The sequence below is a fragment of the Hahnella aquatica (SeqCode) genome (assembly GCF_965194505.1).
In the GTDB taxonomy this organism is placed as follows: Bacteria; Pseudomonadota; Gammaproteobacteria; order Burkholderiales; family Burkholderiaceae_A; genus Hahnella; species Hahnella aquatica.
In genome coordinates this window covers 1,787,317-1,807,005 of the sequence record NZ_OZ239144.1, presented here as the reverse complement: position 1 = coordinate 1,807,005, position 19,689 = coordinate 1,787,317, and the positions used below count along the sequence as shown (strand labels likewise).

At 65.6% G+C, this 19,689-nt stretch carries 25 protein-coding genes; 6 read left to right on the top strand and 19 right to left on the bottom strand.

Annotated features, from left to right (window positions below):
* Window positions 1–11 precede the first annotated feature (11 nt).
* Window positions 12–695, top strand: a complete 684-nt coding sequence (locus tag AC8GDA_RS09365) for a thiol:disulfide interchange protein DsbA/DsbL (RefSeq protein WP_506556256.1) — start codon at window positions 12–14, stop codon at window positions 693–695.
* Here AC8GDA_RS09365 and rsmI read toward each other — a convergent pair.
* Window positions 661–1,578, bottom strand: a complete 918-nt coding sequence (rsmI, locus tag AC8GDA_RS09360) for a 16S rRNA (cytidine(1402)-2'-O)-methyltransferase (protein WP_506556255.1) — start codon at window positions 1,576–1,578, stop codon at window positions 661–663. The genes AC8GDA_RS09365 and rsmI overlap by 35 nt on opposite strands.
* On the opposite strand from rsmI, the gene AC8GDA_RS09355 reads away from it, so the two are divergent.
* The 3 genes from AC8GDA_RS09355 to AC8GDA_RS09345 all read left to right on the top strand — a co-directional run bounded on the left by AC8GDA_RS09355 (window position 1,577) and on the right by AC8GDA_RS09345 (window position 3,207).
* Window positions 1,577–1,936 (top strand): YraN family protein, encoded by a 360-nt coding sequence (locus AC8GDA_RS09355; RefSeq protein WP_506556254.1) that lies wholly within the window; start codon window positions 1,577–1,579, stop codon window positions 1,934–1,936. The two genes, rsmI and AC8GDA_RS09355, sit on opposite strands and share 2 nt — an antisense overlap.
* A 69-nt stretch (window positions 1,937–2,005) precedes the next feature.
* Entirely contained in the window at window positions 2,006–2,716 is a 711-nt protein-coding gene (locus AC8GDA_RS09350) for a BON domain-containing protein (RefSeq protein WP_506556253.1), read from the top strand.
* Window positions 2,713–3,207: a TlpA family protein disulfide reductase gene (locus AC8GDA_RS09345; protein WP_506556252.1), complete on the top strand. Its 495-nt coding sequence runs from the start codon at window positions 2,713–2,715 to the stop codon at window positions 3,205–3,207. Before AC8GDA_RS09350 ends, AC8GDA_RS09345 begins: the two co-directional genes overlap by 4 nt.
* Here the strand turns inward: AC8GDA_RS09345 and lipA are convergent.
* From lipA to AC8GDA_RS09305, 8 genes are read right to left on the bottom strand one after another with little or no spacing between them, the layout of a single operon-like run.
* Window positions 3,204–4,190, bottom strand: a complete 987-nt coding sequence (gene lipA / locus AC8GDA_RS09340; protein ID WP_506556251.1) for a lipoyl synthase — start codon at window positions 4,188–4,190, stop codon at window positions 3,204–3,206. The genes AC8GDA_RS09345 and lipA overlap by 4 nt on opposite strands.
* Complete coding sequence (gene lipB, locus AC8GDA_RS09335; protein WP_506556250.1) at window positions 4,187–4,807, bottom strand: lipoyl(octanoyl) transferase LipB; 621 nt, start codon at window positions 4,805–4,807, stop codon at window positions 4,187–4,189. The genes lipA and lipB overlap by 4 nt, the downstream gene beginning before the upstream one ends.
* A gap of 6 nt (window positions 4,808–4,813) precedes the next feature.
* Entirely contained in the window at window positions 4,814–5,101 is a 288-nt protein-coding gene (locus tag AC8GDA_RS09330) for a YbeD family protein (RefSeq protein WP_506556249.1), read from the bottom strand.
* Window positions 5,102–5,115: 14 nt separating this feature from the next.
* Complete coding sequence (locus AC8GDA_RS09325; RefSeq protein WP_506556248.1) at window positions 5,116–6,003, bottom strand: D-amino acid aminotransferase; 888 nt, start codon at window positions 6,001–6,003, stop codon at window positions 5,116–5,118.
* Between the two features lie 38 nt (window positions 6,004–6,041).
* Window positions 6,042–7,307, bottom strand: coding sequence for a D-alanyl-D-alanine carboxypeptidase family protein (locus AC8GDA_RS09320; RefSeq protein ID WP_506556247.1), 1,266 nt, complete (start codon window positions 7,305–7,307; stop codon window positions 6,042–6,044).
* On the bottom strand, window positions 7,297–7,956 hold the full coding sequence (locus AC8GDA_RS09315; RefSeq protein ID WP_506556246.1) for an alpha/beta hydrolase: 660 nt from the start codon (window positions 7,954–7,956) through the stop codon (window positions 7,297–7,299). The genes AC8GDA_RS09320 and AC8GDA_RS09315 overlap by 11 nt, the downstream gene beginning before the upstream one ends.
* Window positions 7,953–8,264 (bottom strand): (2Fe-2S) ferredoxin domain-containing protein, encoded by a 312-nt coding sequence (locus tag AC8GDA_RS09310; RefSeq protein ID WP_506556245.1) that lies wholly within the window; start codon window positions 8,262–8,264, stop codon window positions 7,953–7,955. Before AC8GDA_RS09310 ends, AC8GDA_RS09315 begins: the two co-directional genes overlap by 4 nt.
* Window positions 8,261–9,427 (bottom strand): VanZ family protein, encoded by a 1,167-nt coding sequence (locus tag AC8GDA_RS09305; RefSeq protein WP_506556244.1) that lies wholly within the window; start codon window positions 9,425–9,427, stop codon window positions 8,261–8,263. Before AC8GDA_RS09305 ends, AC8GDA_RS09310 begins: the two co-directional genes overlap by 4 nt.
* A gap of 18 nt (window positions 9,428–9,445) precedes the next feature.
* Between AC8GDA_RS09305 and AC8GDA_RS09300 the strand changes: the two genes are divergently transcribed.
* Together AC8GDA_RS09300 and AC8GDA_RS09295 are read left to right on the top strand one after the other, a co-directional pair.
* Window positions 9,446–10,210: a biotin--[acetyl-CoA-carboxylase] ligase gene (locus AC8GDA_RS09300; protein WP_506556243.1), complete on the top strand. Its 765-nt coding sequence runs from the start codon at window positions 9,446–9,448 to the stop codon at window positions 10,208–10,210.
* On the top strand, window positions 10,207–11,049 hold the full coding sequence (locus AC8GDA_RS09295; protein WP_506556242.1) for a type III pantothenate kinase: 843 nt from the start codon (window positions 10,207–10,209) through the stop codon (window positions 11,047–11,049). Before AC8GDA_RS09300 ends, AC8GDA_RS09295 begins: the two co-directional genes overlap by 4 nt.
* Here the strand turns inward: AC8GDA_RS09295 and AC8GDA_RS09290 are convergent.
* The 10 genes from AC8GDA_RS09290 to AC8GDA_RS09245 all read right to left on the bottom strand — a co-directional run bounded on the left by AC8GDA_RS09290 (window position 11,046) and on the right by AC8GDA_RS09245 (window position 19,687).
* Window positions 11,046–11,549: an adenylyltransferase/cytidyltransferase family protein gene (locus AC8GDA_RS09290; RefSeq protein WP_506557235.1), complete on the bottom strand. Its 504-nt coding sequence runs from the start codon at window positions 11,547–11,549 to the stop codon at window positions 11,046–11,048. The genes AC8GDA_RS09295 and AC8GDA_RS09290 overlap by 4 nt on opposite strands.
* Window positions 11,550–11,575: 26 nt before the next feature.
* Window positions 11,576–12,430, bottom strand: coding sequence for an acyl-ACP desaturase (locus tag AC8GDA_RS09285; protein WP_506557234.1), 855 nt, complete (start codon window positions 12,428–12,430; stop codon window positions 11,576–11,578).
* Window positions 12,431–12,474: 44 nt separating this feature from the next.
* Entirely contained in the window at window positions 12,475–12,966 is a 492-nt protein-coding gene (locus tag AC8GDA_RS09280; protein ID WP_506556241.1) for a nuclear transport factor 2 family protein, read from the bottom strand.
* A 230-nt stretch (window positions 12,967–13,196) separates the two neighbouring features.
* Complete coding sequence (locus tag AC8GDA_RS09275) at window positions 13,197–13,991, bottom strand: SDR family NAD(P)-dependent oxidoreductase (RefSeq protein WP_506556240.1); 795 nt, start codon at window positions 13,989–13,991, stop codon at window positions 13,197–13,199.
* Window positions 13,992–13,997: 6 nt separating this feature from the next.
* A complete protein-coding gene (locus AC8GDA_RS09270; RefSeq protein ID WP_506556239.1) occupies window positions 13,998–14,534 on the bottom strand; it encodes a DUF3833 domain-containing protein in 537 nt (178 codons plus the stop codon).
* Window positions 14,531–15,775 carry an MFS transporter gene (locus AC8GDA_RS09265; RefSeq protein ID WP_506556238.1) on the bottom strand — a complete coding sequence of 415 codons (1,245 nt, stop codon included), beginning with the start codon at window positions 15,773–15,775 and terminating at the stop codon, window positions 14,531–14,533. Before AC8GDA_RS09265 ends, AC8GDA_RS09270 begins: the two co-directional genes overlap by 4 nt.
* A complete protein-coding gene (locus tag AC8GDA_RS09260) occupies window positions 15,762–16,241 on the bottom strand; it encodes a chalcone isomerase family protein (RefSeq protein ID WP_506556237.1) in 480 nt (159 codons plus the stop codon). Before AC8GDA_RS09260 ends, AC8GDA_RS09265 begins: the two co-directional genes overlap by 14 nt.
* A gap of 100 nt (window positions 16,242–16,341) precedes the next feature.
* On the bottom strand, window positions 16,342–17,541 hold the full coding sequence (locus AC8GDA_RS09255; protein WP_506556236.1) for a class I SAM-dependent methyltransferase: 1,200 nt from the start codon (window positions 17,539–17,541) through the stop codon (window positions 16,342–16,344).
* The gene (locus AC8GDA_RS09250) at window positions 17,538–18,311 is read right to left on the bottom strand and encodes a DUF1365 domain-containing protein (RefSeq protein WP_506556235.1); all 774 of its coding nucleotides are present in this window, start codon (window positions 18,309–18,311) and stop codon (window positions 17,538–17,540) included. The genes AC8GDA_RS09255 and AC8GDA_RS09250 overlap by 4 nt, the downstream gene beginning before the upstream one ends.
* The gene (locus tag AC8GDA_RS09245) at window positions 18,308–19,687 is read right to left on the bottom strand and encodes an NAD(P)/FAD-dependent oxidoreductase (protein ID WP_506556234.1); all 1,380 of its coding nucleotides are present in this window, start codon (window positions 19,685–19,687) and stop codon (window positions 18,308–18,310) included. Before AC8GDA_RS09245 ends, AC8GDA_RS09250 begins: the two co-directional genes overlap by 4 nt.
* Window positions 19,688–19,689: the final 2 nt, after the last annotated feature.

Here is a 19,689-nt window from a genome sequence, read left to right as displayed (position 1 = left end):
AGCACCGTCTTATGCAAGCCCCGAATTCCCATCGTCGACGTAGCCTGGCCACTGGCTCGGCACTGGCCCTCTCACGCCTGCTGCCCGCGGGCCTGCTGGCAGGCCTTGCGTCCAACAGCCTTCAGGCTGCACCCATCGACGAAGGCATCGACTTTCGCGTGCTCGCCAAACCCGTGCCCACCGCCGCAGTCGGCAAGGTCGAGGTCTTGGAGTTTTTTTGGTATGCATGCCCCCATTGCTATGCCATGGAGCCCGCCATCAAGGCATGGCAGGACAAACTGCCGTCCGATGTTCTCTTTCGAAAGGTGCACGTGGCCTTTCGAGGCAATGTCCAGCAGCAACTCTTCTACACCCTGGAGGCCCTCATGGCCCCCGAGGCCGCGCATGAGAAGGCCTTTGCAGCCATCCACCTGGGCCGAAAGCCCCTGGTCACACCTGCGGAAATTTTTGAATGGGCTCGCTCGGCAGGCCTCGATGGTGCTCGCTTCGAGAAGGCCTGGGCATCACCCGCAGTGGCCAGCAACATGCGCCGCGCCACTGCGCTGATGACCGCCCACGAGGTGGAGGGCGTTCCTCGTTTCACCATTCATGGCCGTTTTGTGACCGCCCCATCCATGGTTGGTGGCAGCCATCAACGGGCCATGGCCGTGGTCGATCACCTCATTGCGAAGGCGCGTCCGCTGGTCCGCGCTTAGCCAGCGAGGTCACCATCTGATAGGCCTCGGCGCGCTCCAAGCCCAGGCCCTTCACCAACAACTTGGCGGCTGCGGAGGCCGGCAGCTCTGCCGACAGCAGCCTGGCCCACTCCTGTGCCGATGCCGTGCGTGCGCCTTGGGTCTGCGCGGCACTTGGCAGGTCAAAGACCAAGACCATTTCACCCTGATTGCTGTCCGGGTCCGATGCCAGTCGGGCGCTGCGCTGGGCCATGACGTCGGTCAGGGTGCCACGGTGCAGGGTCTCGAAGGCCTTGGTCATCTCGCGGGCGAGCAGGGTGGGCGTGGTCTCCCCCAGCACCGAGGCGGCGTCTTGCAGGGCAGCCTCGATGCGATGCGGCGCCTCAAATGTCACCACCACACCGCCGGCCTGTCGCATTCGCTCGAGTGTGGCTCGCCGGCCCGCGGCCTTGGCCGGCAAAAACCCCCAAAAGCTCAGCGGGTGCTCCTCTGAGATGAGAAAGCCACTCACGCTCACTGCCGCCGTGAGTGCGCTCGGGCCCGGCACGGGAATCACCCGCAGGCCTCGCGCCCAGGCCCGTTGAACCAACCGCGCACCGGGGTCGGCCACACCCGGCGTGCCGGCATCCGAGACCAAGACAACCCGCTGACCCGAGAGCCCCGCCTCGATCAGCCCCTCGGCCTGCTCCTGTTCGTTGTGGGCATGCACGGCCGTGAGGCGTCGACCATCGACGGGCAGCCCCAGGGCGTTGAGCAATTGGCGCAGCCGCCGCGTGTCCTCGGCACACAGGCATTCGGCCTGCTCCAGAAGCTGGCGCGCACGGCCACTGATGTCTCCCATGTGGCCGATAGGCGTGGCCACCAAGTAGAGACCAGGCTCCAGGCTTTCAGAGGAGGTCTGCATGCCAAGTCCGAGACAACAAGAGGGAACCGACAAGGAGTGGGAGGCGTCTGACTGGCTGACGTCGCAGGGGTTGAGGCAGTTGGCCCATCAGGTCCGCTATCCGTTTGGTGAGATCGATCTGATTATGGTCGATGGGGCTGTGATTGTTTTTGTGGAGGTGCGCATGCGCGCGAGTTTGTCGTTTGGAGGAGCCCTGGCCTCGGTCACCCTGGCCAAGCGTCGGCGCATTCTTCGTGCCGCCCGGGCCTGGCTTGCGGCCCGCGGTGGCCCAGCGCCCGCCTGCCGGTTCGACCTCATGGCCCACGAGGCAGGCCAGTGGTGCTGGATACAAAACGCCTTCGATGAAACGGCCCGCTGAGCCGTCATGCACGTGCACCGCACCGACACGCAGGCTTCTATAATCGGGCATCACCTTCTAGGAGTTCGTATGGTTACGCGTCGTGTCTGCCTGCTCGGACTGGGTTCTTTGGCGGTCTCCTCTGGCCTGACGGGCTGCTTCCCGTTGGCCGCCACCGGCATGGTGGTGGGCGCGCTGTCAATCTCCGATCGCCGCACCACCGGGGCCCAGGCCGAAGACCAGGCCATCGAACTCAAAGGCTTTAACCGGCTGCGTGAGCGGTTCAAGGGCGATGCAGCCGTGACCGCCAGCGTCACGTCCTTTAACCGCACGGCGCTCATCACGGGCTTTGTGCCCGACCAGGCCACCAAGACCGAGGTGGGCCAGATCGTTGGCCGCATCGAGAACGTGCGAACCGTCATCAATGAATTGATCGTGGGCCTGCCCGCGAGCGTGACCACCTACGGCCGCGATGTGCTGCTCACCACACGGGTGAAGGCCACCCTTCTTGATGCCCGCGATCTCAATGGCAACCTCATCAAGGTGGTCACTGAGTCGAGCACCGTCTACCTCATGGGGGTGGTGGCTCCCCGCGAGGCCTCCAGGGCCTCCGAAATTGTTTCCCGGGTGCCAGGCGTGCGCCGCGTGGTGCAGGCCTTTGAGGTGATCACCGAGGAGCAGGCCCGAGCCATCGACACGGCCCTTCAGGGCGGCAAGCCCGCGCCCGAGGTCAAGGGCACACCGTCCACCCAGCCCGTGCCGCCGCCAGCGGGTGCACCGCAGGTCATGCCCGTCCGATGATCACCCGCCGCAACCTGCTGCTGGGGTTTGGGGCCGCGGGCGGGTTGGCGGCCATCGGTGCCTGGGCCACGCGCAGAACGCCCGCCCCATTGGTCTCTGGCCAAACGCTGTCGGGCGAAGCCGTGTCCACCCAGGCCTTGCGGGGCCGGCCTTACCTGGTGAATTTTTGGGCCACCAGCTGTGTGACCTGTGTGCGTGAGATGCCCGAGCTCGTGTCTTTGCACCAGGCCTTTGAGGCCAAGGGGTTTCGCACCCTGGCTGTGGCCATGCACTACGACCGCCCCGAGTTCCTGCAGCGGTTCGTGGAAGATCGGCAACTGCCCTTCTGGGTGCTCCACGACACGGACAACCAGTGGGCCAAGGCCTGGGGCGATGTCTCGGTCACGCCCACCACCTTTGTGGTCGATGCCAAGGGCCAGGTCTACAAGCGTTTTGTGGGCGAGCCGGATTTTGAGAATCTGCGTCGCTGGCTCACCAAATCACTCGCCTAGACCCCCTGTAACACCCCATGGGCCTGCTGGTCCGCATGGTAGGACGAGCGCACCATTGGCCCCACCGCAGCATGCACAAAGCCCATGGCCTGGGCCTGCGCCTCAATGGTTTTGAATTCCTCCGGGGTCGCGTAACGCGTCACCGGCAGGTGGGCATTTGAGGGCGCGAGGTACTGGCCCACCGTGAGCATGTCGACATCGTGGGCTCGCAGGTCCTGCATCACGGCGAGTACCTCGTCCAGTGTCTCGCCCAGGCCGAGCATGATGCCGCTCTTGGTGGGCACGCCGGGCACGCGGGCCTTGAAGGTCTTGAGCAGGTTCAGCGAGTGCTGGTAATCCGAACCCGGCCGCGCCGCCCGATACAGCCGGGGCACGGTCTCAAGGTTGTGGTTCATCACATCTGGAGGCGCGGCCTCCAGGATGCCCATGGCCCGATCGAGCCGGCCACGGAAGTCGGGCACCAGCACCTCAATCTGGGTCTGGGGTGAGGCAGCTCGAACAGCTTGAATGCAATGAACAAAGTGCTGGGCGCCGCCGTCCTTGAGGTCGTCACGGTCCACGCTGGTGATCACCACATAGCGCAGGCCCAGGGCCGCAATGGTCTTGGCCAGGTTGGCGGGTTCGGCTTCATCAAGTGGATCCGGGCGGCCATGGCCCACGTCACAGAACGGGCAGCGCCGGGTGCACTTGTCACCCATGATCATGAAGGTGGCCGTGCCATTGCCGAAGCACTCACCAATGTTGGGGCAGGAGGCCTCCTCACACACGGTGTGCAGCTGGTGGGCGCGCAGGATCGATTTGATCTCCGTAAAGCGGCTGTTGGGCGAAGCGGCCTTCACCCGAATCCAGTCGGGCTTGGGCAATGGCGCCTGCGGCGCAATCACCTTGATGGGAATCTTGGCGGTCTTGGCCGCGCCCTTGAGCTTGGGATGCGGCTTTTGTGGGCCTTGGTCGAGCAGGCGTTGTTGGGCGGTGTCAGTCATGTTCCAAAGGCATCTTCAAATCGTGCGCACAGGGCATCGGCTGCGGCCTGCCAGCCCACGCGATGCCCCAGTGTAGCCAGGTCTGTGACCCGCAGGCCAGCATGGCCACACGGGTTGATGCGGTCGAAGGCGCTCAGGTCCATGTCCAGGTTGATGGCCAGTCCGTGGGTGGTGCAGCCGCGTCGCAGCTTCAAGCCCAGGGCTGCGAATTTCTCCAGGTCGCCATCCGGCCGCCGGTGATAGACGCCGGGCTCCCCCGGCCACCGGCAGGCCGTGGCCAGGCCCAGGCTGCTCACCCAGTCGATCACGATCTGCTCGTACTGGAAGACCGTCTCGCGCACCAGGCCGCCGCGACGCTTCAAGTCGATCAAGGGAAAGACAATGAGCTGCCCAGGCCCGTGGAAGGTCACCTCCCCGCCACGATCGGTCTTGAGCACCGGAATCTCGCCGGCCGCACGCACATGGTCTGGGTTGGCCGCCAGGCCCAGGGTGATCACCGGCGCCACCTCGATGGCCCAGATTTCATCGGGTGTTTCCGGGGTGCGGCCATCGGCGAAGGCCTGCATCTCACGGGCCACGTCGGCATAGTCCGCTAACTGAATTTGCCGACGAATCATGACGGCCTAGAGCACAAGCTTGACCATGGGGTGGCTGGTCAGGGTTCGATAGATCTCATCGAGTTGGGCTCTGGACTGGGCCTGCACGATGAGGGTGAGGCTCAGGTACTTTGCAGTCCGACTGCTTCGGATCTCCACCTGGTCGGCCGACAAGGGGCCGGTCAGCGGCGCCACGGCCGCCACAATGGTCTGGGCAAAGTCGTCGCGACGCTCACCCATCACCTTGATGGGGAAGGCGCAGGGAAAGCCAAACAGGCTGTCTGGCGTGGTGTCGGGGCTGTCGTGTTCATCCATGGTGCCTGGCCCAGTCAGGCCCGATGCGCCGCAATGGCGTCGTCGTATGCAGCCCTCAGTGCCTGAAACACAGGCCCCGGCCTGCCCTGGCCCACGGCCTGGCCGTCGAGCTGTGTGATGGGCAGCACCTCTTTGGTGGCCGAACTCATGAGCAGTTCATCGGCCCCAACCACCTCTGCCTCCGAGATGGCCCGCGATTCAAAGGGCACGCCCACCGCTTCGGCCAGCCTTGGCAGGATGGCCATGCGAATGCCGGCCAGCAGCTGGTTGGAGCGTGGTGGCGAGAGCAACTGGCCTTGGCGCACGACCCAGATGTTGGAGGCCGCACCCTCGGTGAGCAGGCCATCGCGAAACAAGATGGCCTCATGGGCGCCTTGGGCCACCGCAGCCTCCCGAGCCAGCACATTGCCCAGCAGGGCCACCGACTTGATGTCACATCGCAGCCAGCGCTGATCGGGCATGCGAACGGCCTTGAGGCCGACGTCGCGATCGGATGCAGCAGGCCGCTTGAGTGGGCTCACCATGGCAAAGACGGTGGGCGGCACGGCAGGCCTGGGAAAGCTGTGGTCACGGCGTGCCACGCCGCGGGTGACCTGCAGGTAAATGAACTGGTCGTCGGTGGGGGCCCTCTCGATCAGGCCCTGCACAATGCCGTCCCAGTCGACATCGGCCGTGGCGTGGGCCAGTGAGAGCTCCGCGAGGCTGCGCTGCAGCCGGCCCAGGTGCTCGGCCCAGGCAAAGGGCTTGCGGCTGTAGACCGGCACCACCTCGTAGATGCCATCGCCAAAAAGAAAGCCGCGGTCGAGCACCGAGACCTGGGCCTCCGAGAGGGCAAGCCAGCGGCCGTTGAGAAAGGCGGGTGCCTGGGGGTCGAGGTCGGCTGGAAAGAGTGGGTGGCTCATAAGAAGGGATGGCTCATGTGTGGGCTGATGCCGAGTGTTTACGGGGTTGCAGTGCTGGGCGCATGAAAGGGTGCGCGGGCCCAGAGCCGCACGCTGTCGATGGCCCGGCCCAGGAGGCCAGCCGATTTCACAGACTCTGCGGCCACGAGGTCCACCTCGTGGATCTGCAACGGGCCCATGAAAATGCGCAGGCTGCCCACCCGCTGGCCGGCCGTCACCGGGGCCACCAGGCCCGCGCCCGTTTGCAGTTCTGTGCGCAGCTCATTGAATCGCTTGCGGGGTGCGGCCACCAGAACGTCCTGTCGGAACTCGGTCTTGAGCTTGGAGCGAATGCCTTTGAAAACCTCGAGCTCCGTTCCGATGGCGTTGCGCGCAAAAAGCCGCACGACATCGAACTGTTGGAAGCCAAAGTTCAGGAGCTCCAGGGTCTCCTGGGCCCGCACCTCTGCGGAGGTCGACTGCAGCACCACCACCATCAGGCGTCGCTGCATTTGCTCGCGGGGCCCAATGGGTTGGGGCCGCTGAGCGGTCACCAGGCCAGAGGCCTGGGTGGGGTGGTCGATGGCGATCAGGCCATCGACGCTTCGGTCGAGCCACAAGAGCCGGTTGCGGTTGGTCTGCCGAATGCCGTTGAAGGTGATTTCCCGTTGGTTGGCAATTTGAAAGGCCTCGGGAAATTCCACGTAGAGCTGAATGGCCAGGGCGGCCATCTCCTGGGCGGTGGTCTGCGCAGAAGGGTTCTCGGTGCGTGCACCACTGGCATTGGTGAAGCGGGTGTTGCGCAGGCCCAGCCGCTCGGCGGTCTGGTTCATGAGTGCCACGAAGGCTTCCTCGGAGCCCGAGATGCCCTTGGCCAGGCTCACCGCGGCATCGTGGGCGCCCATGAGCATCAGGCCCGTGAGCAGGTCCCGCACCTTGGCGCCATCGGGGCCAAGGAACATGCGCGGGCCTGCGGGCACTTCGTCCTCATTGGGGCCGGGCAGCACCTGCTGCATTCGGATTTGACGCTCGCGCAAGGCATTGAAGCTGAGGTAGGCCGTCATCAAGACCGAGAGGCCGCCAGGCTCGGTCGGGGTGCTCTCGCGGCTTCCGGCCAGTGACTGGCCGGTGCTCAGGTCGATGAGGATCCAGGCCTTGGCCGACACCCCACTGGGGGCAGGCCAATTGTTGGCTGCTGCGGGGGTGGCGCCCGTTTGGGCCTGGGCCCATCGGGTGGGAGCGGCCAACAAGGTCGTGAACAACAAGCCCGCCAAGGCCAGGGCCAGTAGCGCTCGGGGCCGTTGCCCGCGCGGCTCAGTGGGCATCGGCCACCGCCATGGTCACCAGGCTGCGCAGCTCGGGCAGCATGCCGTGAAAGAAGTGGCCCGCACCGGGCAAGACCAAGATGGGTTGCTGATGCGGTCGTGCGTAGTCCAGGGCGCCGGCCAGGCTGGCGACATCGTCGGTCTCGCCGTGAATCATTCGGGTCACCGCGCAGGGCGCGGCAGGGGTCATGCGTTCAGTGGCCAGGCCCACGAGCAGGCACACCCCCAGGGGCAGGGCGCCCAGGCCGCGGCTCGCGCGGCCAGCCTCCCACTGGGCCGCCAGGTGGGTGGACATCACAGCCCCAAAGGAAAAGCCCGCCATCCAGCGCCGTTCGCCCACCTCCGGGCCGAAGGTCTGTTCCGCCCAGACCCAGGTCGCCCAGAGGTCGTCTTGTTCGCCCTGGCCGTTGTCGTGTTCGCCGGCACTCTGGCCCACGCCACGAAAATTTGGGCGCAGGCAGAGCAGCCCTCGGGCCAGGAGTGCACGCGCGATAGTCTGCACCACCTTGTTGTCTCGGGTGCCACCAAAGAGGGGGTGCGGGTGGGCCAGCACGGCCAGCCCGGCTGCCGGGCCACTGGGCCGGTCCAGGGCCACATCCAGCGGGCCTGCTGGCCCGTCAATGAGGTGGACTTCTGTCTGGGCGTTCACGCGATCCGCAGGCGCTCCACCGGCAGGCCCTTGACCAGGTGCTGGTCGATGATCTCATCGACATCGCTCTGGTCGACATACTGGTACCAAATGCCTTCCGGATAGACCACCATCACCGGCCCGAAGTCGCATCGGTCCAGGCATCCCGCCTTGTTGATGCGCACCTTGCCCTCGCCATTGAGCTTGAGCGCCTTGATGCGGTCTTTCGCATAGGCTTGAAGGTCGGTTGCGCCGCAGTTGTTGCAGCAGTCCACGCCAGCATCGCGCTGGTTCGTGCAAAAGAAGACATGGTGTTTGAATCGGCTCATCGGCGTAGTGTACGGCGGCTTTTGAGCAGCCAAAGGGCGAGCCAGCCCACCGACACAAAGGGCCATAGGGCGGCAGCCCAGGCGGCCAGGCCTCGCAGGTTGATCCACTGGCCTTGGGCCAGGACCACGATCACATTGGGCTCGGTGTCGGCATTGGGCAGGCCAGAGGCCAGCATGGCCAAGAGCAGGGCCAGCGCCATGCCCAGGCCACACAGGCCCAGCGGGCCCAGAAAGGCCACGGCAGCGCCGAGCAGGGCCACCAGCAGCAGGCCGACCTGCACCCCAGGGCTGAACCAGGCCTCCAGGCCCACCCAGAAGGTGTCGTGGGCCAGGGGGTGGGGCTGCAGCAGCAGCACCCAGGCCATGCGCGAGCCCACGCCAATGAGCAGGGCCAGGGTGATGACCCAGGCCCAGTTGCCCGCAATTTGGCGCAGCCACTGGCGGTGCTGGCCAGACAGCCCCAGCTTCAGGTGAATGGCCAGGCCCAGCAGGGCGCATACCACGAGGCTTGCCTCGGTGAAGATGCGCTCGCCCTCGCCCAGCGGCCAGGTGGAGCCTGCCGCGGCCCCTTCGGCCCCGAAGGGGCGGATGGCCAATTCCAGCGGCAGGATGTCGCCAAAGGCGAGCCACAGCGGGGTGGGGGCGGCCTGTGCAAAGAGCCACAGCAGGGTGAGGCCTGTGGCACCCGTGAGGCTGATGGGCCCGCTGCCCCAGACATGGGCACGCCGAATGGCGGCCCGTTGGCGCAGTCGCCGCGCCATCAAGGCCCAGGCGGCCGCTCCCAGCAGTGCCCCCAGACCGTTGGCAAGCAGGTCGAGCCATTGGGCCCGACGATTGGGCAAGAACGACTGGGTGGCCTCCATGCTGAGTGACCAGGCCAGGCCGACGAGCGTGGCCCAGAGCACCGCCCGCCCGATGCCGCGGCTTCGGAAGATGTTGGCCCAGACGGCACCCACGGGCAGGTAAGCCAGCAGGTTGGTCCAGAGGTCGAAGCTCGTTCGGTAGCGGGGCGGTGGCTCGAACAAAAAGGCGAACGGATGCCCACTGGCAGGCCAGGTCCAGCCGGTGTAGGGGTAGAGGCTGATGAGGGCCAGGGCCACGAGCAGGCCCACGCCCACCAACCAGCGCTCCCACCCCACGCGTTCGCGCATCCAATGGTCCATCTCCGTATGATGCCAAGCATGTGGCCGATTGAGCAGTGCTCGGGGGTGGCCTCCACCCATCTCTTGGCCGTGGAGCGGGTTCGACAGGGCCTGGCCACGGCCCCCTTTGTGCTGGTCTCGTGTGATCAGCAGGCCGGCGTGGGCCAGCACGGGCGCCAGTGGGTCTCGTGTGGGGATGGCCTGGCCATGAGCCTGGCCTGGCCCGAGCATGTCGATCAAATCCACCTTGGTCTGCCGTTTGGTGCGCTGCCGCCCTGGCCCACGTGGCTGGCCCTGCAGGTTCTTCAAACCCTTGAGCCCCGGCTGCCGGCCGAGACGGCCAAGGGGCTCGCCCTCAAATGGCCCAACGACCTCTACTGCCATGGCCGCAAGGCCGGCGGCGTGCTGGTGCAGCGTTTGAACCTCGGTGCCCAGGCCTGGCTGGTGGCCGGCATGGGCCTCAATGGCCGATGGCGTGTGCCCATGCCCGAGGGGCTCCAAGCCATGGGGCTGCTCGAGGCCGCCGACCCTGCCCTGCAGGTGACCGATTGGGTCGCGCCGCTGGTCGATGCCGTGGCCGCGCTCGCCATGGCGCCGCAGCTCGATGCTCAGGCCTTGGCCCAGTCGTATGCACGTTGGGATGCCCACCTGGGGGCACAGATCGTGTTGGTGGGCGTGCAAGAACAGTTGGAAGGGCGCTCCGAGGGCGTGACGCCAGATGGACGGCTGCGCCTGCGCCTGGCCAATGGGGCCCTGGTGGAGCGGGCCTTGGGTGCGGTCTCTCTGCGGCCGGTTGGGCCTTGAAGCTGCCGGCAGCCAGCCTGTTGTTGGACTTGGGCAACAGCCGCCTGAAGTGGCAGCTGTGCTCGGACGAGGGTGGTGCGCTGGGGCAGGGGGCCTTGGTCGCCGCCGGCCGCCCCGCGGCTGCCTTGGTGTCTGAGCTCGCCGAGGCCTGTGTGCCTGGGCTCATGGCCCTGGATGAGCAGGGCCTGCCGTGCCGCGCGGCGCTGGTGTCGGTGGGGCCGTGCGACCAGGCTGAGGCCTTGGTGCAGTGGGCCGAGCGGGCCACGGGCTCCCCCGTGTGCCGTGTCTGCTCCCGTTCAGAGCAGGCCGGCCTTGGTAACGATTACTGCGACCCCTCGCAGCTGGGGTCGGACCGCTGGGTGGCTGCCCTGGGTGCGGTGGCGGCCGTCGCCTCGCGCGACCCGCAGGCCGAGCATGTGTTGGTTGTCTCGGCGGGCACGGCCACGGTGATGGACTCCATCGCGCGCGTCTCAGGGGCCTGGCGCTTTGAGGGTGGCGTGATTCTTCCGGGCTTTGACCTTATGCGCCAGGCACTCGCCCAGGGCACGGCCGCATTGGGCCCGCTCTTTGAGGCGCCGCCCCAGGCGTTGTCTGAGCGCGGCTGGCCGCGCGACTCGGCCCAGGCGCTTGCCATGGGCATTGAGTTGGCCCAGGTGAGCCCTTTGCTTGGGCTGCCCCGGGCGCACTGCGTGTTGGTGCATGGGGGCCACGCCCAGGGCTGGCTCGAGGCCCATGACCGCCTGCATCACCAGCTGCAACAGGCCATGGCCCCGGCGTTGCATGTGCCAGACCTCGTGTTTCAGGGGCTCCAGCGGGCCTTGGCCCACGACCCGGTTTAAGTCGTTGAAGGCCCTGGGGCTTCATGCCCCCGAATGCGGGCCAGGGTGGCCGTGGTCGAGCGTTCGTGCTCAAAGGGAATCGAGCAGACCCGCCCGCCCCAGCTGCGCACCTCGGCCCCGCCCACGATGTCCTCGAGCGCCCAGTCACCGCCCTTGACCAGCACATCGGGCCGTGTGGCCAGAATGAGCGCGAGCGGCGTGTCGTCTGAAAAACTCGTGACCACATCCACGCAGCCCAGGGCGGCGGCCACGGCCATGCGGTCCTCCAGGCTGTTGATGGGGCGGTCTGCGCCCTTGTTGAGGCGCCGGACCGAGGCGTCGCTGTTGAGCGCCAGCACCAGGCTGGCACCCTCGGCCCGGGCCTGGGCCAGCAGGGTCACATGGCCACGGTGAAGCAGGTCGTAGACGCCGTTGGTGAAGACCACTGGCCTGGGCAGGGCGGCCAGTGCCGCCAGCAGGCCTGCGCTCGGGGCATCGTCAACCCCCGAGCCGGAGTGAATCTTGTTGAGAAAGGGCAGTGGGCTGGTCAAGCGGGCTGCGTATCCGGGCTGGCCAGGCCGCGGTTGATTTCCTTTCGGAAGCGGTTGAGTTCTTGCACGCTCTCGAAAGGCCGCTCAAAGAGCAGGCTCAGGTTGTGCAAGATGCGCTCGGCCACCTTCTTTTCCCAGTCGGTGTTGAACCGAATCTGCTCGTCGAGCCAGCGCTCGAGCCAGCCGGGTTCGGGCAGGCGGCTCTGCACGGTGTCGTTCGGGTAGAGCGATTCGTTCACGTGCAGGTTGGTGGGGTGCAGGGCCTTGGCCGTGCGACTGGCTGAGGCCATTAAAACGCCAATCTTGGCAAAGGCAGACCGGGCGTTGTCGCCAACCTGGTGAAGGGCCTTCTTCATGTAGCGCAGGTAGGCGCCCCCATGGCGGGCTTCGTCCTTGGCAATGGTCTCGTAGATCTGCTTGATGACCGGCTCGGTGTGCCATTCGGCTGCACAGCGGTACCAGTGGTTGAGCCGAATCTCGCCGCAGAAGTGCAGCATCAGGGTCTCGAGGGCGGGGGCTGGGTCGAACTCAAAGCGCACCGCGTGCAGTTCAGCCTCGGTGGGCACCATCTCTGGCCTGAACCGGCGCAAGTATTCCATGAGCACGAGGCTGTGTTTTTGTTCTTCGTAGAACCAGACCGACATGAAGGCCGAGAAGTCGCTGTCGTGGCGGTTGTCGCGCAGGAACATCTCGGTGGCGGGCAGGGCCGCCCACTCGGTGATGGCGTTCATCTTGATGGTGAGGGCCTGCTCGTCAGAGAGCAGGCTGGCATCAAAAGAGGCCCAGTCGATGTCTTTGTCGAGATCCCATCGAACCCGCTCGAAGGCGCGAAAGAGTTCGGGGTAGAGCATTTGGTCGGAGTGTATGGTCTTCACGTGCCCATTCTATAAACGATTCAAGTCTTTTCCGTGACATGTCCCACTGTTGCGATGCGTCTTTTGAGGCTGCGAACCGCCCAGCCCAGGCCAGGGAAGGCTGCAAAGAGTTCGCTGGCGTCCCAATGGTCTTGGTGTTCTTGAATCAGGCCTGTCTCGGGGCACAGCCACAGCCAGCTGGTGCCGGCAATGGCCTGCTCGGGTGCGCCTGGCTTCACACGGAAACGAAACACCCAGCGCACCGCCCAGCAAGGTCCCGGGCTGCCGGCAGGGTTGGGTGAAGGCGGGCCGGCGGGAGCCACCGCCACGGCCAGGTCCGTGAACCGGGGCTCGATGAGGTTGGCAAACATGCCCCGATAGACGGCTGCAATGGCCTCGCGGCCCGTGACGGTTTGGAAGGGGTCTTGAAACCGGGCCTCGGGGTGGTAGTGGGCCACCAGTGTGTTGAGGCTGTGCGGCCCGAGGTTGGCAGCGGCCTTTAGGAAGTCGTCTGGGCTCGGCGCAATGGTCATGCTCAATGATAATGAGGGCCAACCGCCATGACCACGCCCTTTTCCGTTCTTCCACGCCTTATGTTGGGCTTGTGCCTGCTGTGTGGAGCGGCTGCGGGTGATTGTGTCGAATCTGCTCGACAACGCCCGCCGCTGCTCGCCTGTGGATTCTGCGGTGCTGTTGTCTGTGCGGCTGAGCATGCATGAGTCGGTGGCGGGCTAGAAGATCGCTTCACCGTGTGGATCCCCCGTTAGCGCAGCGTCTTCCCCATGAGCCAGAAAAAAAGCCGGTGGGGCAGCACCCTTAGCAACTTCATGAACCAGGTAAAGCGCTTGGGGTAATGGATTTCAAACTCACCCTTGGCGAGCCCCCGAAGCGTCTGCTCTGCGGCTTCATTGATGGAGATGAGTGCGGGCATTTTGAAGTCGTTTCCATCGGTGAGCCGGGTCTTCACAAAGCCTGGGCAGACCAGCGAGACATCAATGCCCTTGGGCTTGAGTTCTACGAAGCTTGTTTCAGCCATGGCGTTCAAGCCCGCCTTGCTGGCGCTGTAAGACAGCGCCAGTGGAAGGCCGCGGTAGCCCGCAACGCTTGAGAACCAGCAGATGTGAAACCTTGGAACCCCTTGGGCCAGGCGGCCGGGCGCCAGTGGCAGCCAATGGTTGAGCAGTGCGCGAAGCCCGTCGTAGCAGGCCAAGAGGTTGGTCTCCACCACCTGGCGAGCATCCTCCACCTGGAAGTCTGCAATGGGCTGCGGCTTGTAATCGCCCGCCACCCAGAAGACCAGGTCCGGCAGCCAGCCATCGGCGGCCAGTGCATCGAGCACCCGCTGGGCACCGCCGCGCTCCGTGATGTTCAAGACCTCTCGCCGCACATCCGCCGAGGGGAAGGCCTCAGAGAGTGTCTGCGCCCGGCGCCCAGAGACCACCAGGCGAGCGCCCTGCGCCAGGGCCTGTTGCGCCAGGGCTTGGCCAATGCCGGCCGAGCCGCCCACCACCCAGACGGTGCGGCCCCGAAGGCTTGGGATGGGTTGATTCAAGGGCATGGGCTGTTAGGGCCGCTGAAATGAGAGGGTGACCTCACCGAGCCGAATGCCAAACTTGCTGAAGGTGGCGCGGTTGAGCATGACCTTGTCATCGATCAGCACCATCCAGTCATCAAAGGCCATGTTGATCACGGTTCCCTTGACCGGCACAGCCAAGGTGTAGCGCCAATGGAGTGCGTTGCCCGCGATCTCGCCGGTGGCCTCTCCCACCACGTCATCGGCCGTGCCCTTCCAGCGGTTGGGGCCAAGTTTTTCGAGGCGCCAGATGCGTTTCTGTTTCTCGCCATCCGACCATTCAAAGGTCTCGTCGAGCACCCCCGTGTTGCCTTCGAAGCGGCCATCGATCTGCACCACAAAGCGTCTTGTGACTTCACCGGAGCGGTCGGTGACCATGCCCCAGCCCGTGGTGCGACCCTGGAAATATTGGGCCAGGTCCAGCGCAGGCTTTTCTTGGGCGTAGCGCTCGACCGATGGGCCCGCGCAGCCTTGTAGGCCAATCATGGCGGCGGCCGCCGCAAGCAGTGCAATTCGTTTGAGCATCATGGTCTGGACTCCAGTCGTCGGAACATCAAAAGGGCTGCGAGCTTGAGCCCGCAGGGCAAGGCGGCATAGGCCAAGGGCAGGGCCAGGCTGTGGCCCGTGCCCGGGGTGTAGCCCAGGCCAGCAAGCAGGGGCAGAACCAGCCCGGCCGCCAGGGCCAGGGCGAGTTTCTGCAGAAGCGTCCACAGGCCCATGATGAGGGCCTCGTGCTGGCCACGCTGGCCCGACCTTGAAATGGCCGCCGCCAGCAGCAGGGCAGGGCAGGTGAGCTCGGCCCCGAGCGCGAACCCCGTGACCAGGCAGATCACGGCAAAGGGCCACAGGTCGCCCGCGCCAAGCTGGCTCGCCCAGACAAAGGCGAGGATCGAGACCACCACCGAGGCCTGCCAGATGCGGCCGGCCGGGTGTTGTCGCAACAGTCGTTGCCAGAACACCATGGAGACCGCCGCGGCCAAGAAGTAGGCCATGAGCAGAACACCCGCCGTCTGCTGGGCAAGGCCGAGTTGGTCCGCCACGAAAAAGAGGAACAAGGTGCCCGGAATGGCATTGGCCAGGGCGTTGAGGCCCATCACACCCAGCAGGCCGCGGCCTGGGGTGTCGAGCAGACGAAACCCTTGCCAGACCGACACCGCTGCTGGCCGAGCACCACTGCTGCTCGGCTGGCCGGGCAACCCCCGCAGGGCCAGGCCCCCCAGCAAGGCGGCGAGCAGCACCCAGCCCAGCAGGCCCGTGAGGCTCGACTGGCTGGCCAGCACAGCCGCCACCATCACACCCACCAGGGTGAAGCCCTCACGGCTGGTGACCAGCCGTGCCTGCACTGCGGGTTCTGGCGTCCAGCTCACGAGCCAGGCCTGGTGGGCCAGGCCCGCCGCACTGTTGGACAACGACACCAGGAGTGCGCAGGCCGTCATGTAGGCCATGAGCGCCGCACTCGACCAGCCCCCGGGTGGCGAGAGCAGCAGCACCATGCCAAGGCAGAGCAGGGCCAGACTCGGCAGCATCCAGCGCTCAAAGCGCTGCCCGGGGGTCTTGTCCATCCAGCGGCCAATGATGGGATCGGTGATCGCATCGATGAGCCGTGTGGCCATAAGGCACAGTCCGACCCAGGCGAGCGGCAGGCCCACAGCCCCTGCATAGAGGTGGGGCGTTACCAAATAGAGTGGAAGTGCAGCAGAGGCCAGGGCCATGCCTGGCAGCCCGTAGCGCAGCACCTGCGCCCGGGAGATGTCCTCAGGGTGTTGCAAGGCCGAGCAGTGCCTTGCGCAGGCCCGGTGCACTGGTCTTGGGGTCGAGCCAGATGCGGAAGAATGCCCGCGAGAAGGCCTCATCGGCCACCTCGCCCACGGGCCGGCCATTGAACTGAAAGCGCGCGCCCAGGCCGGGCACATGCTGTCCAACCAGCTCATCGCCCTCGCGAACCGTGGGGAAGATGCTGTTTAGCGCCTGGGTCCAGGCTTTGTGCTGCTCAGCGGTGCCGGCCCCGAGGGCCTGCATCTCGTCGATGGTGCGATCGATCAGTGCGCGCGATTGAATCTCGCGGGCGTAACGAATGCGAAGTGCGAATGGCCGAGCAAAAAGCCGATCGAGGTCTTGCAGGTCTGGGCCCGGTGCAGTCGCGAGCAACTCGGCGTCGTAGACCTTAAAGCCCCAGACACGAAGGGTGCCCTTGCCCACCGCGTTCATGGCTCGGGCCGGGATGGTGACAAACATGGTGCTGCCCGCCAGGAAAGCGCCAAGCAGGCCGCAGGTGAACCCTCCCAACAGCAAACGGCGGGAGGGCGCCGGCACGCCTGCGGCGGTGCGAGTGGCCTTAGCGCTCAAAGCAGACCTGCAGCACATCGAGGTCGCCGGTGTAGAAGCCGGCCTCGCAATACGACAAATAAAACCGCCACATGGCCATGAATCGGTCATCAAAGCCAAGCGCACGAATCTCATCTTCCTTGGCATTGAATCGGTCGTACCAGTCGCGCAAGGTGCGCGCATAGTGCTGGCCAAACGCGAACTCATCCACGACCCGCAGGCCAGCCTTGGCCGACACCGACTCAATCGCCTGACGCGACAAGAGCATGCCGCCGGGGAAGATGTACTTCTGAATAAAGTCCAGGCCCTTGCGGTACCGGGGGAAGAGGTCGTCTCGAATGACGATGGCCTGCACCACCGCGCGGCCACCGGGCTTTAAGCAGCGGTGCAGGGTGTTGAAGTAGGTGGGCCAGTAGGCCTCACCCACGGCCTCGATCATCTCGATGGACACAATTCCGTCGAAGCGGCCATCGGTGTGGCGGTAGTCCTGCAGACGAATCTCGCAGCGGTCTTGCAGCCCTTGGGCGGCCAGGTGCTCCTCGGCCCAGGCCTTTTGCTCCACCGAGAGGGTGATGCCCAGGTGGCGGCCGGGCTGTTGAAGCCGGCGCATGGCCAGACCACCCCAGCCACAGCCGATCTCGAGGGTCTGGCTCTCGGGCCCCAGGGGGCCCAGCATCGAGAGGGCGCGGTCCATCTTGCGGTTCTGCGCACCAGACAAGTCGGTGGGCAGTTCGCCACGCATCTCACGGTCGGTGTAGATGGCGCTCGAGTAAGTCATGGTGGGGTCGAGCCAGAGCCGATAGAAGTCGTTGCCGAGGTCGTAGTGGGCCTCGATGTTCTTCTTGGCCCGCTTGGTCGAGTTGCTGCGAAGCAGGTGGCCGATGCGGTCGAGCAGCAGCAGCCAGCGGTGCCCAACAATGGCTTTGTCCAAGGCCTGCCGATTGGCCGCCAGCGTGCGCAGCAGGCCGGGCAGGTCGGGCGTGGTCCAGTCGCCATCCATGAAGGACTCGCCAAAGCCAATGTCTCCTCGGCGCAGGGCGCGCTCAAAGGCGCGCCAGCGGCGAATCTCAAAGGTCTGCGGGGCCAGGTCGGCCTGCTGCAGACCCTGCAACTGGTGTTCACCAGCCGGTGTGATGAGACGAATCTCGCCGATCTGAATGTTGCGCAACATGTTGAGCACCATCCGTGCGGTCAGCCCTGGGCTGCTCATGCGGGGTTCTCCTTTCTGGGTGCCAGGGGCACACGTTTGATCCAAAGTCGAAGGGCCTGCCAGTGAATCAGTAGGATCACCGACAAACTCTGAAAAGGGTGGAGTGCCCATGCGGCCAGCGCCGTGGCCTGGGTCAGCGGGCGGGTCTGGCCGCTGATGCTCGTGATGAGTGCAGGCCCCTGCGGCTCGATGACCTCGATGCGCGCCAGGGCAGCACCATGGCCATGGGCCAGGTGGTGAAAGCGAAATTGGTACTGGCCACGCGCAGGAAAAAAGGGTGAGACATAGAAGTTCTTGTCGTGCCCGAGGGTGCGGCCGGCCCGGTAGCCCTGCCCGCAATCGAGCACATAGGCGTGGCGCTCGCCAAAGGTGTTGTTCACCTCGGCAATGATGGCCAAGGTCTCGCCGGCTCGGTTCTCGCAAAACCAAAAGCTCACCGGCTTGAAGACATAGCCCATGCTGCGCGGCAGGCAGCTCAGCCAGATTTCGCCATCCACACCCTCAATGCCCGCCGCCTCGAGCTGGGCCCGGGCCCAATCGAGCAGGGGGCGGCCATCGCCGTGGTCTTTTGTTTTCACCTGGAGCAGCGCCGCCCGATCCAGGCCCCAGGCCCAATTGCCGGTGTCTTGGTGGGCCGCCATGGAGACCAGTGGCAACTGCATCACGGTCACCTTGGTTCGAAAGTGGTGGTGGGCCGGTGTGATGCGGGTGTGAATGACCTCGCCTCGCATCAGCCGAGGGTGCTGGCGGGGCGCGGTGGGCTGGGTCATGCGGCCAGTCGGGTGCCTTCGGTGGGGGCCTGGTCTTGGGCATGCCAGGCCAGCAGGGCCTGTGCAGCCTCCCGGCCCGAGCGAAAGCCGTCTTCATGAAAGCCGTAGCCCATCCAGGCACCAGCAAACCAGATCTGCTCATGGCCTTGAAGGCTTCGAATGGTCTCTCGGGCCGCCATGGCCGCCTGGTCAAAGACGGGGTGGGCATAGCGGATGGTCTCGATCTGGTGCTCGATGGCCGGTGGCCGCTCGGGGTTCAGGCTCACCAGAATGGGCTGCACAAAGGGCAAGGACTGCAGCACATTCATCCAGTAGGTCACGGACACCCGTGGGCTGGTGCCCGGCTGGGCTGGGCTGTGCGGGTCGATCGGCACGCCATCGGCAAAGTAGTTCCAGGCGGCCCAGGCCGCACGGCGCCGGGGCATGAGCCGCGTGTCGGTGTGCAGGTAGGCCGTGTTGTCCTCATAGCGAAAGGCAGCAAGCGGCTCGGCCGCGGGATGCTGGGCCGCCTCGAGCATGGCGGCCGACTGATTCGAGTGAGAGGCAAGGATCACCCCGTCGGCCAGGATCTCAAAGCGCTCGCCGGTTTGTCGGTTCGTGCCCACGATGCGCTTGCGGCCATTGGGCAGGCTGCTCACGGCCTCGACCGCGTGACTGGTGCGGCAGTCGAGTGGTTCGCCTTGTTGGGCACAGTGCGCCTTCAAGGCATCGATGTACTGATGACTGCCACCCAGCAGGCTGTACCACTGCGGCCGATTGGCAATTTGCAAGAGCCCATGGTTCACGCAAAAGCGGGTGAAGCTTTGAAAGGGAAAGGCGCGCATCTGCGCGGCCGGGCAAGACCAAATGGCCCCGGCCATGGGCAGCAGGTAGCCGTATTCAAAGGACTGGCTGTAGTGGCCTGCCTTTAGGTAAGCCCCAAGGCTGCAGGCGGGCTTGGCCCCAGACTCCATGGCCAGCAGGTCTTTGGGGGCCTGGCGGTTAAACCGCAGGATGTCCGCCAGCATGCGCCAAAAACTGGGCTTGAGTAGGTTGGCGGGCTGGGCAAAAAGGCCCCGAATGCTGTGGCCTGCCCACTCGAACCGGCCGCCGCGGGCCGAGACCGAGAAGGACATGTCGGCTGGATGGGTCTCAACAGAGAGCACCTCGAACCAGGCCAAGAGCTCGGGGTAGGTGCGGTGGTTGAAGACGATGAAGCCAGTGTCCACCGGGGCCCGAATGCCTTCGAGGGTCACATGCCGGGTGTGTGTGTGACCGCCCAGGCGGTGCTCGGCCTCGAGGATGGTGACCTGCCCCTGGCCTTGCAAATGCCAGGCGGCGGACAAGCCCGAAATGCCACTGCCAACCACCACCCAGTGGGGACGCGACGGGGCCATGG

What these genes read in the sequence shown, in the direction of transcription:
- AC8GDA_RS09365 (WP_506556256.1), top strand. Translation starts at nt 12, where the DNA reads ATGCAAGCCCCGAATTCCCATCGTCGACGTAGCCTGGCCACTGGCTCG.
- AC8GDA_RS09355 (WP_506556254.1), top strand. Translation starts at nt 1,577, where the DNA reads ATGCCAAGTCCGAGACAACAAGAGGGAACCGACAAGGAGTGGGAGGCG.
- rsmI (WP_506556255.1), bottom strand. Translation starts at nt 1,578, where the DNA reads ATGCAGACCTCCTCTGAAAGCCTGGAGCCTGGTCTCTACTTGGTGGCC.
- AC8GDA_RS09350 (WP_506556253.1), top strand. Translation starts at nt 2,006, where the DNA reads ATGGTTACGCGTCGTGTCTGCCTGCTCGGACTGGGTTCTTTGGCGGTC.
- AC8GDA_RS09345 (WP_506556252.1), top strand. Translation starts at nt 2,713, where the DNA reads ATGATCACCCGCCGCAACCTGCTGCTGGGGTTTGGGGCCGCGGGCGGG.
- lipA (WP_506556251.1), bottom strand. Translation starts at nt 4,190, where the DNA reads ATGACTGACACCGCCCAACAACGCCTGCTCGACCAAGGCCCACAAAAG.
- lipB (WP_506556250.1), bottom strand. Translation starts at nt 4,807, where the DNA reads ATGATTCGTCGGCAAATTCAGTTAGCGGACTATGCCGACGTGGCCCGT.
- AC8GDA_RS09330 (WP_506556249.1), bottom strand. Translation starts at nt 5,101, where the DNA reads ATGGATGAACACGACAGCCCCGACACCACGCCAGACAGCCTGTTTGGC.
- AC8GDA_RS09325 (WP_506556248.1), bottom strand. Translation starts at nt 6,003, where the DNA reads ATGAGCCACCCACTCTTTCCAGCCGACCTCGACCCCCAGGCACCCGCC.
- AC8GDA_RS09320 (WP_506556247.1), bottom strand. Translation starts at nt 7,307, where the DNA reads ATGCCCACTGAGCCGCGCGGGCAACGGCCCCGAGCGCTACTGGCCCTG.
- AC8GDA_RS09310 (WP_506556245.1), bottom strand. Translation starts at nt 8,264, where the DNA reads ATGAGCCGATTCAAACACCATGTCTTCTTTTGCACGAACCAGCGCGAT.
- AC8GDA_RS09305 (WP_506556244.1), bottom strand. Translation starts at nt 9,427, where the DNA reads ATGGACCATTGGATGCGCGAACGCGTGGGGTGGGAGCGCTGGTTGGTG.
- AC8GDA_RS09300 (WP_506556243.1), top strand. Translation starts at nt 9,446, where the DNA reads ATGTGGCCGATTGAGCAGTGCTCGGGGGTGGCCTCCACCCATCTCTTG.
- AC8GDA_RS09285 (WP_506557234.1), bottom strand. Translation starts at nt 12,430, where the DNA reads ATGCTCTACCCCGAACTCTTTCGCGCCTTCGAGCGGGTTCGATGGGAT.
- AC8GDA_RS09280 (WP_506556241.1), bottom strand. Translation starts at nt 12,966, where the DNA reads ATGACCATTGCGCCGAGCCCAGACGACTTCCTAAAGGCCGCTGCCAAC.
- AC8GDA_RS09275 (WP_506556240.1), bottom strand. Translation starts at nt 13,991, where the DNA reads ATGCCCTTGAATCAACCCATCCCAAGCCTTCGGGGCCGCACCGTCTGG.
- AC8GDA_RS09270 (WP_506556239.1), bottom strand. Translation starts at nt 14,534, where the DNA reads ATGATGCTCAAACGAATTGCACTGCTTGCGGCGGCCGCCGCCATGATT.
- AC8GDA_RS09260 (WP_506556237.1), bottom strand. Translation starts at nt 16,241, where the DNA reads ATGTTTGTCACCATCCCGGCCCGAGCCATGAACGCGGTGGGCAAGGGC.
- AC8GDA_RS09255 (WP_506556236.1), bottom strand. Translation starts at nt 17,541, where the DNA reads ATGAGCAGCCCAGGGCTGACCGCACGGATGGTGCTCAACATGTTGCGC.
- AC8GDA_RS09250 (WP_506556235.1), bottom strand. Translation starts at nt 18,311, where the DNA reads ATGACCCAGCCCACCGCGCCCCGCCAGCACCCTCGGCTGATGCGAGGC.
- AC8GDA_RS09245 (WP_506556234.1), bottom strand. Translation starts at nt 19,687, where the DNA reads ATGGCCCCGTCGCGTCCCCACTGGGTGGTGGTTGGCAGTGGCATTTCG.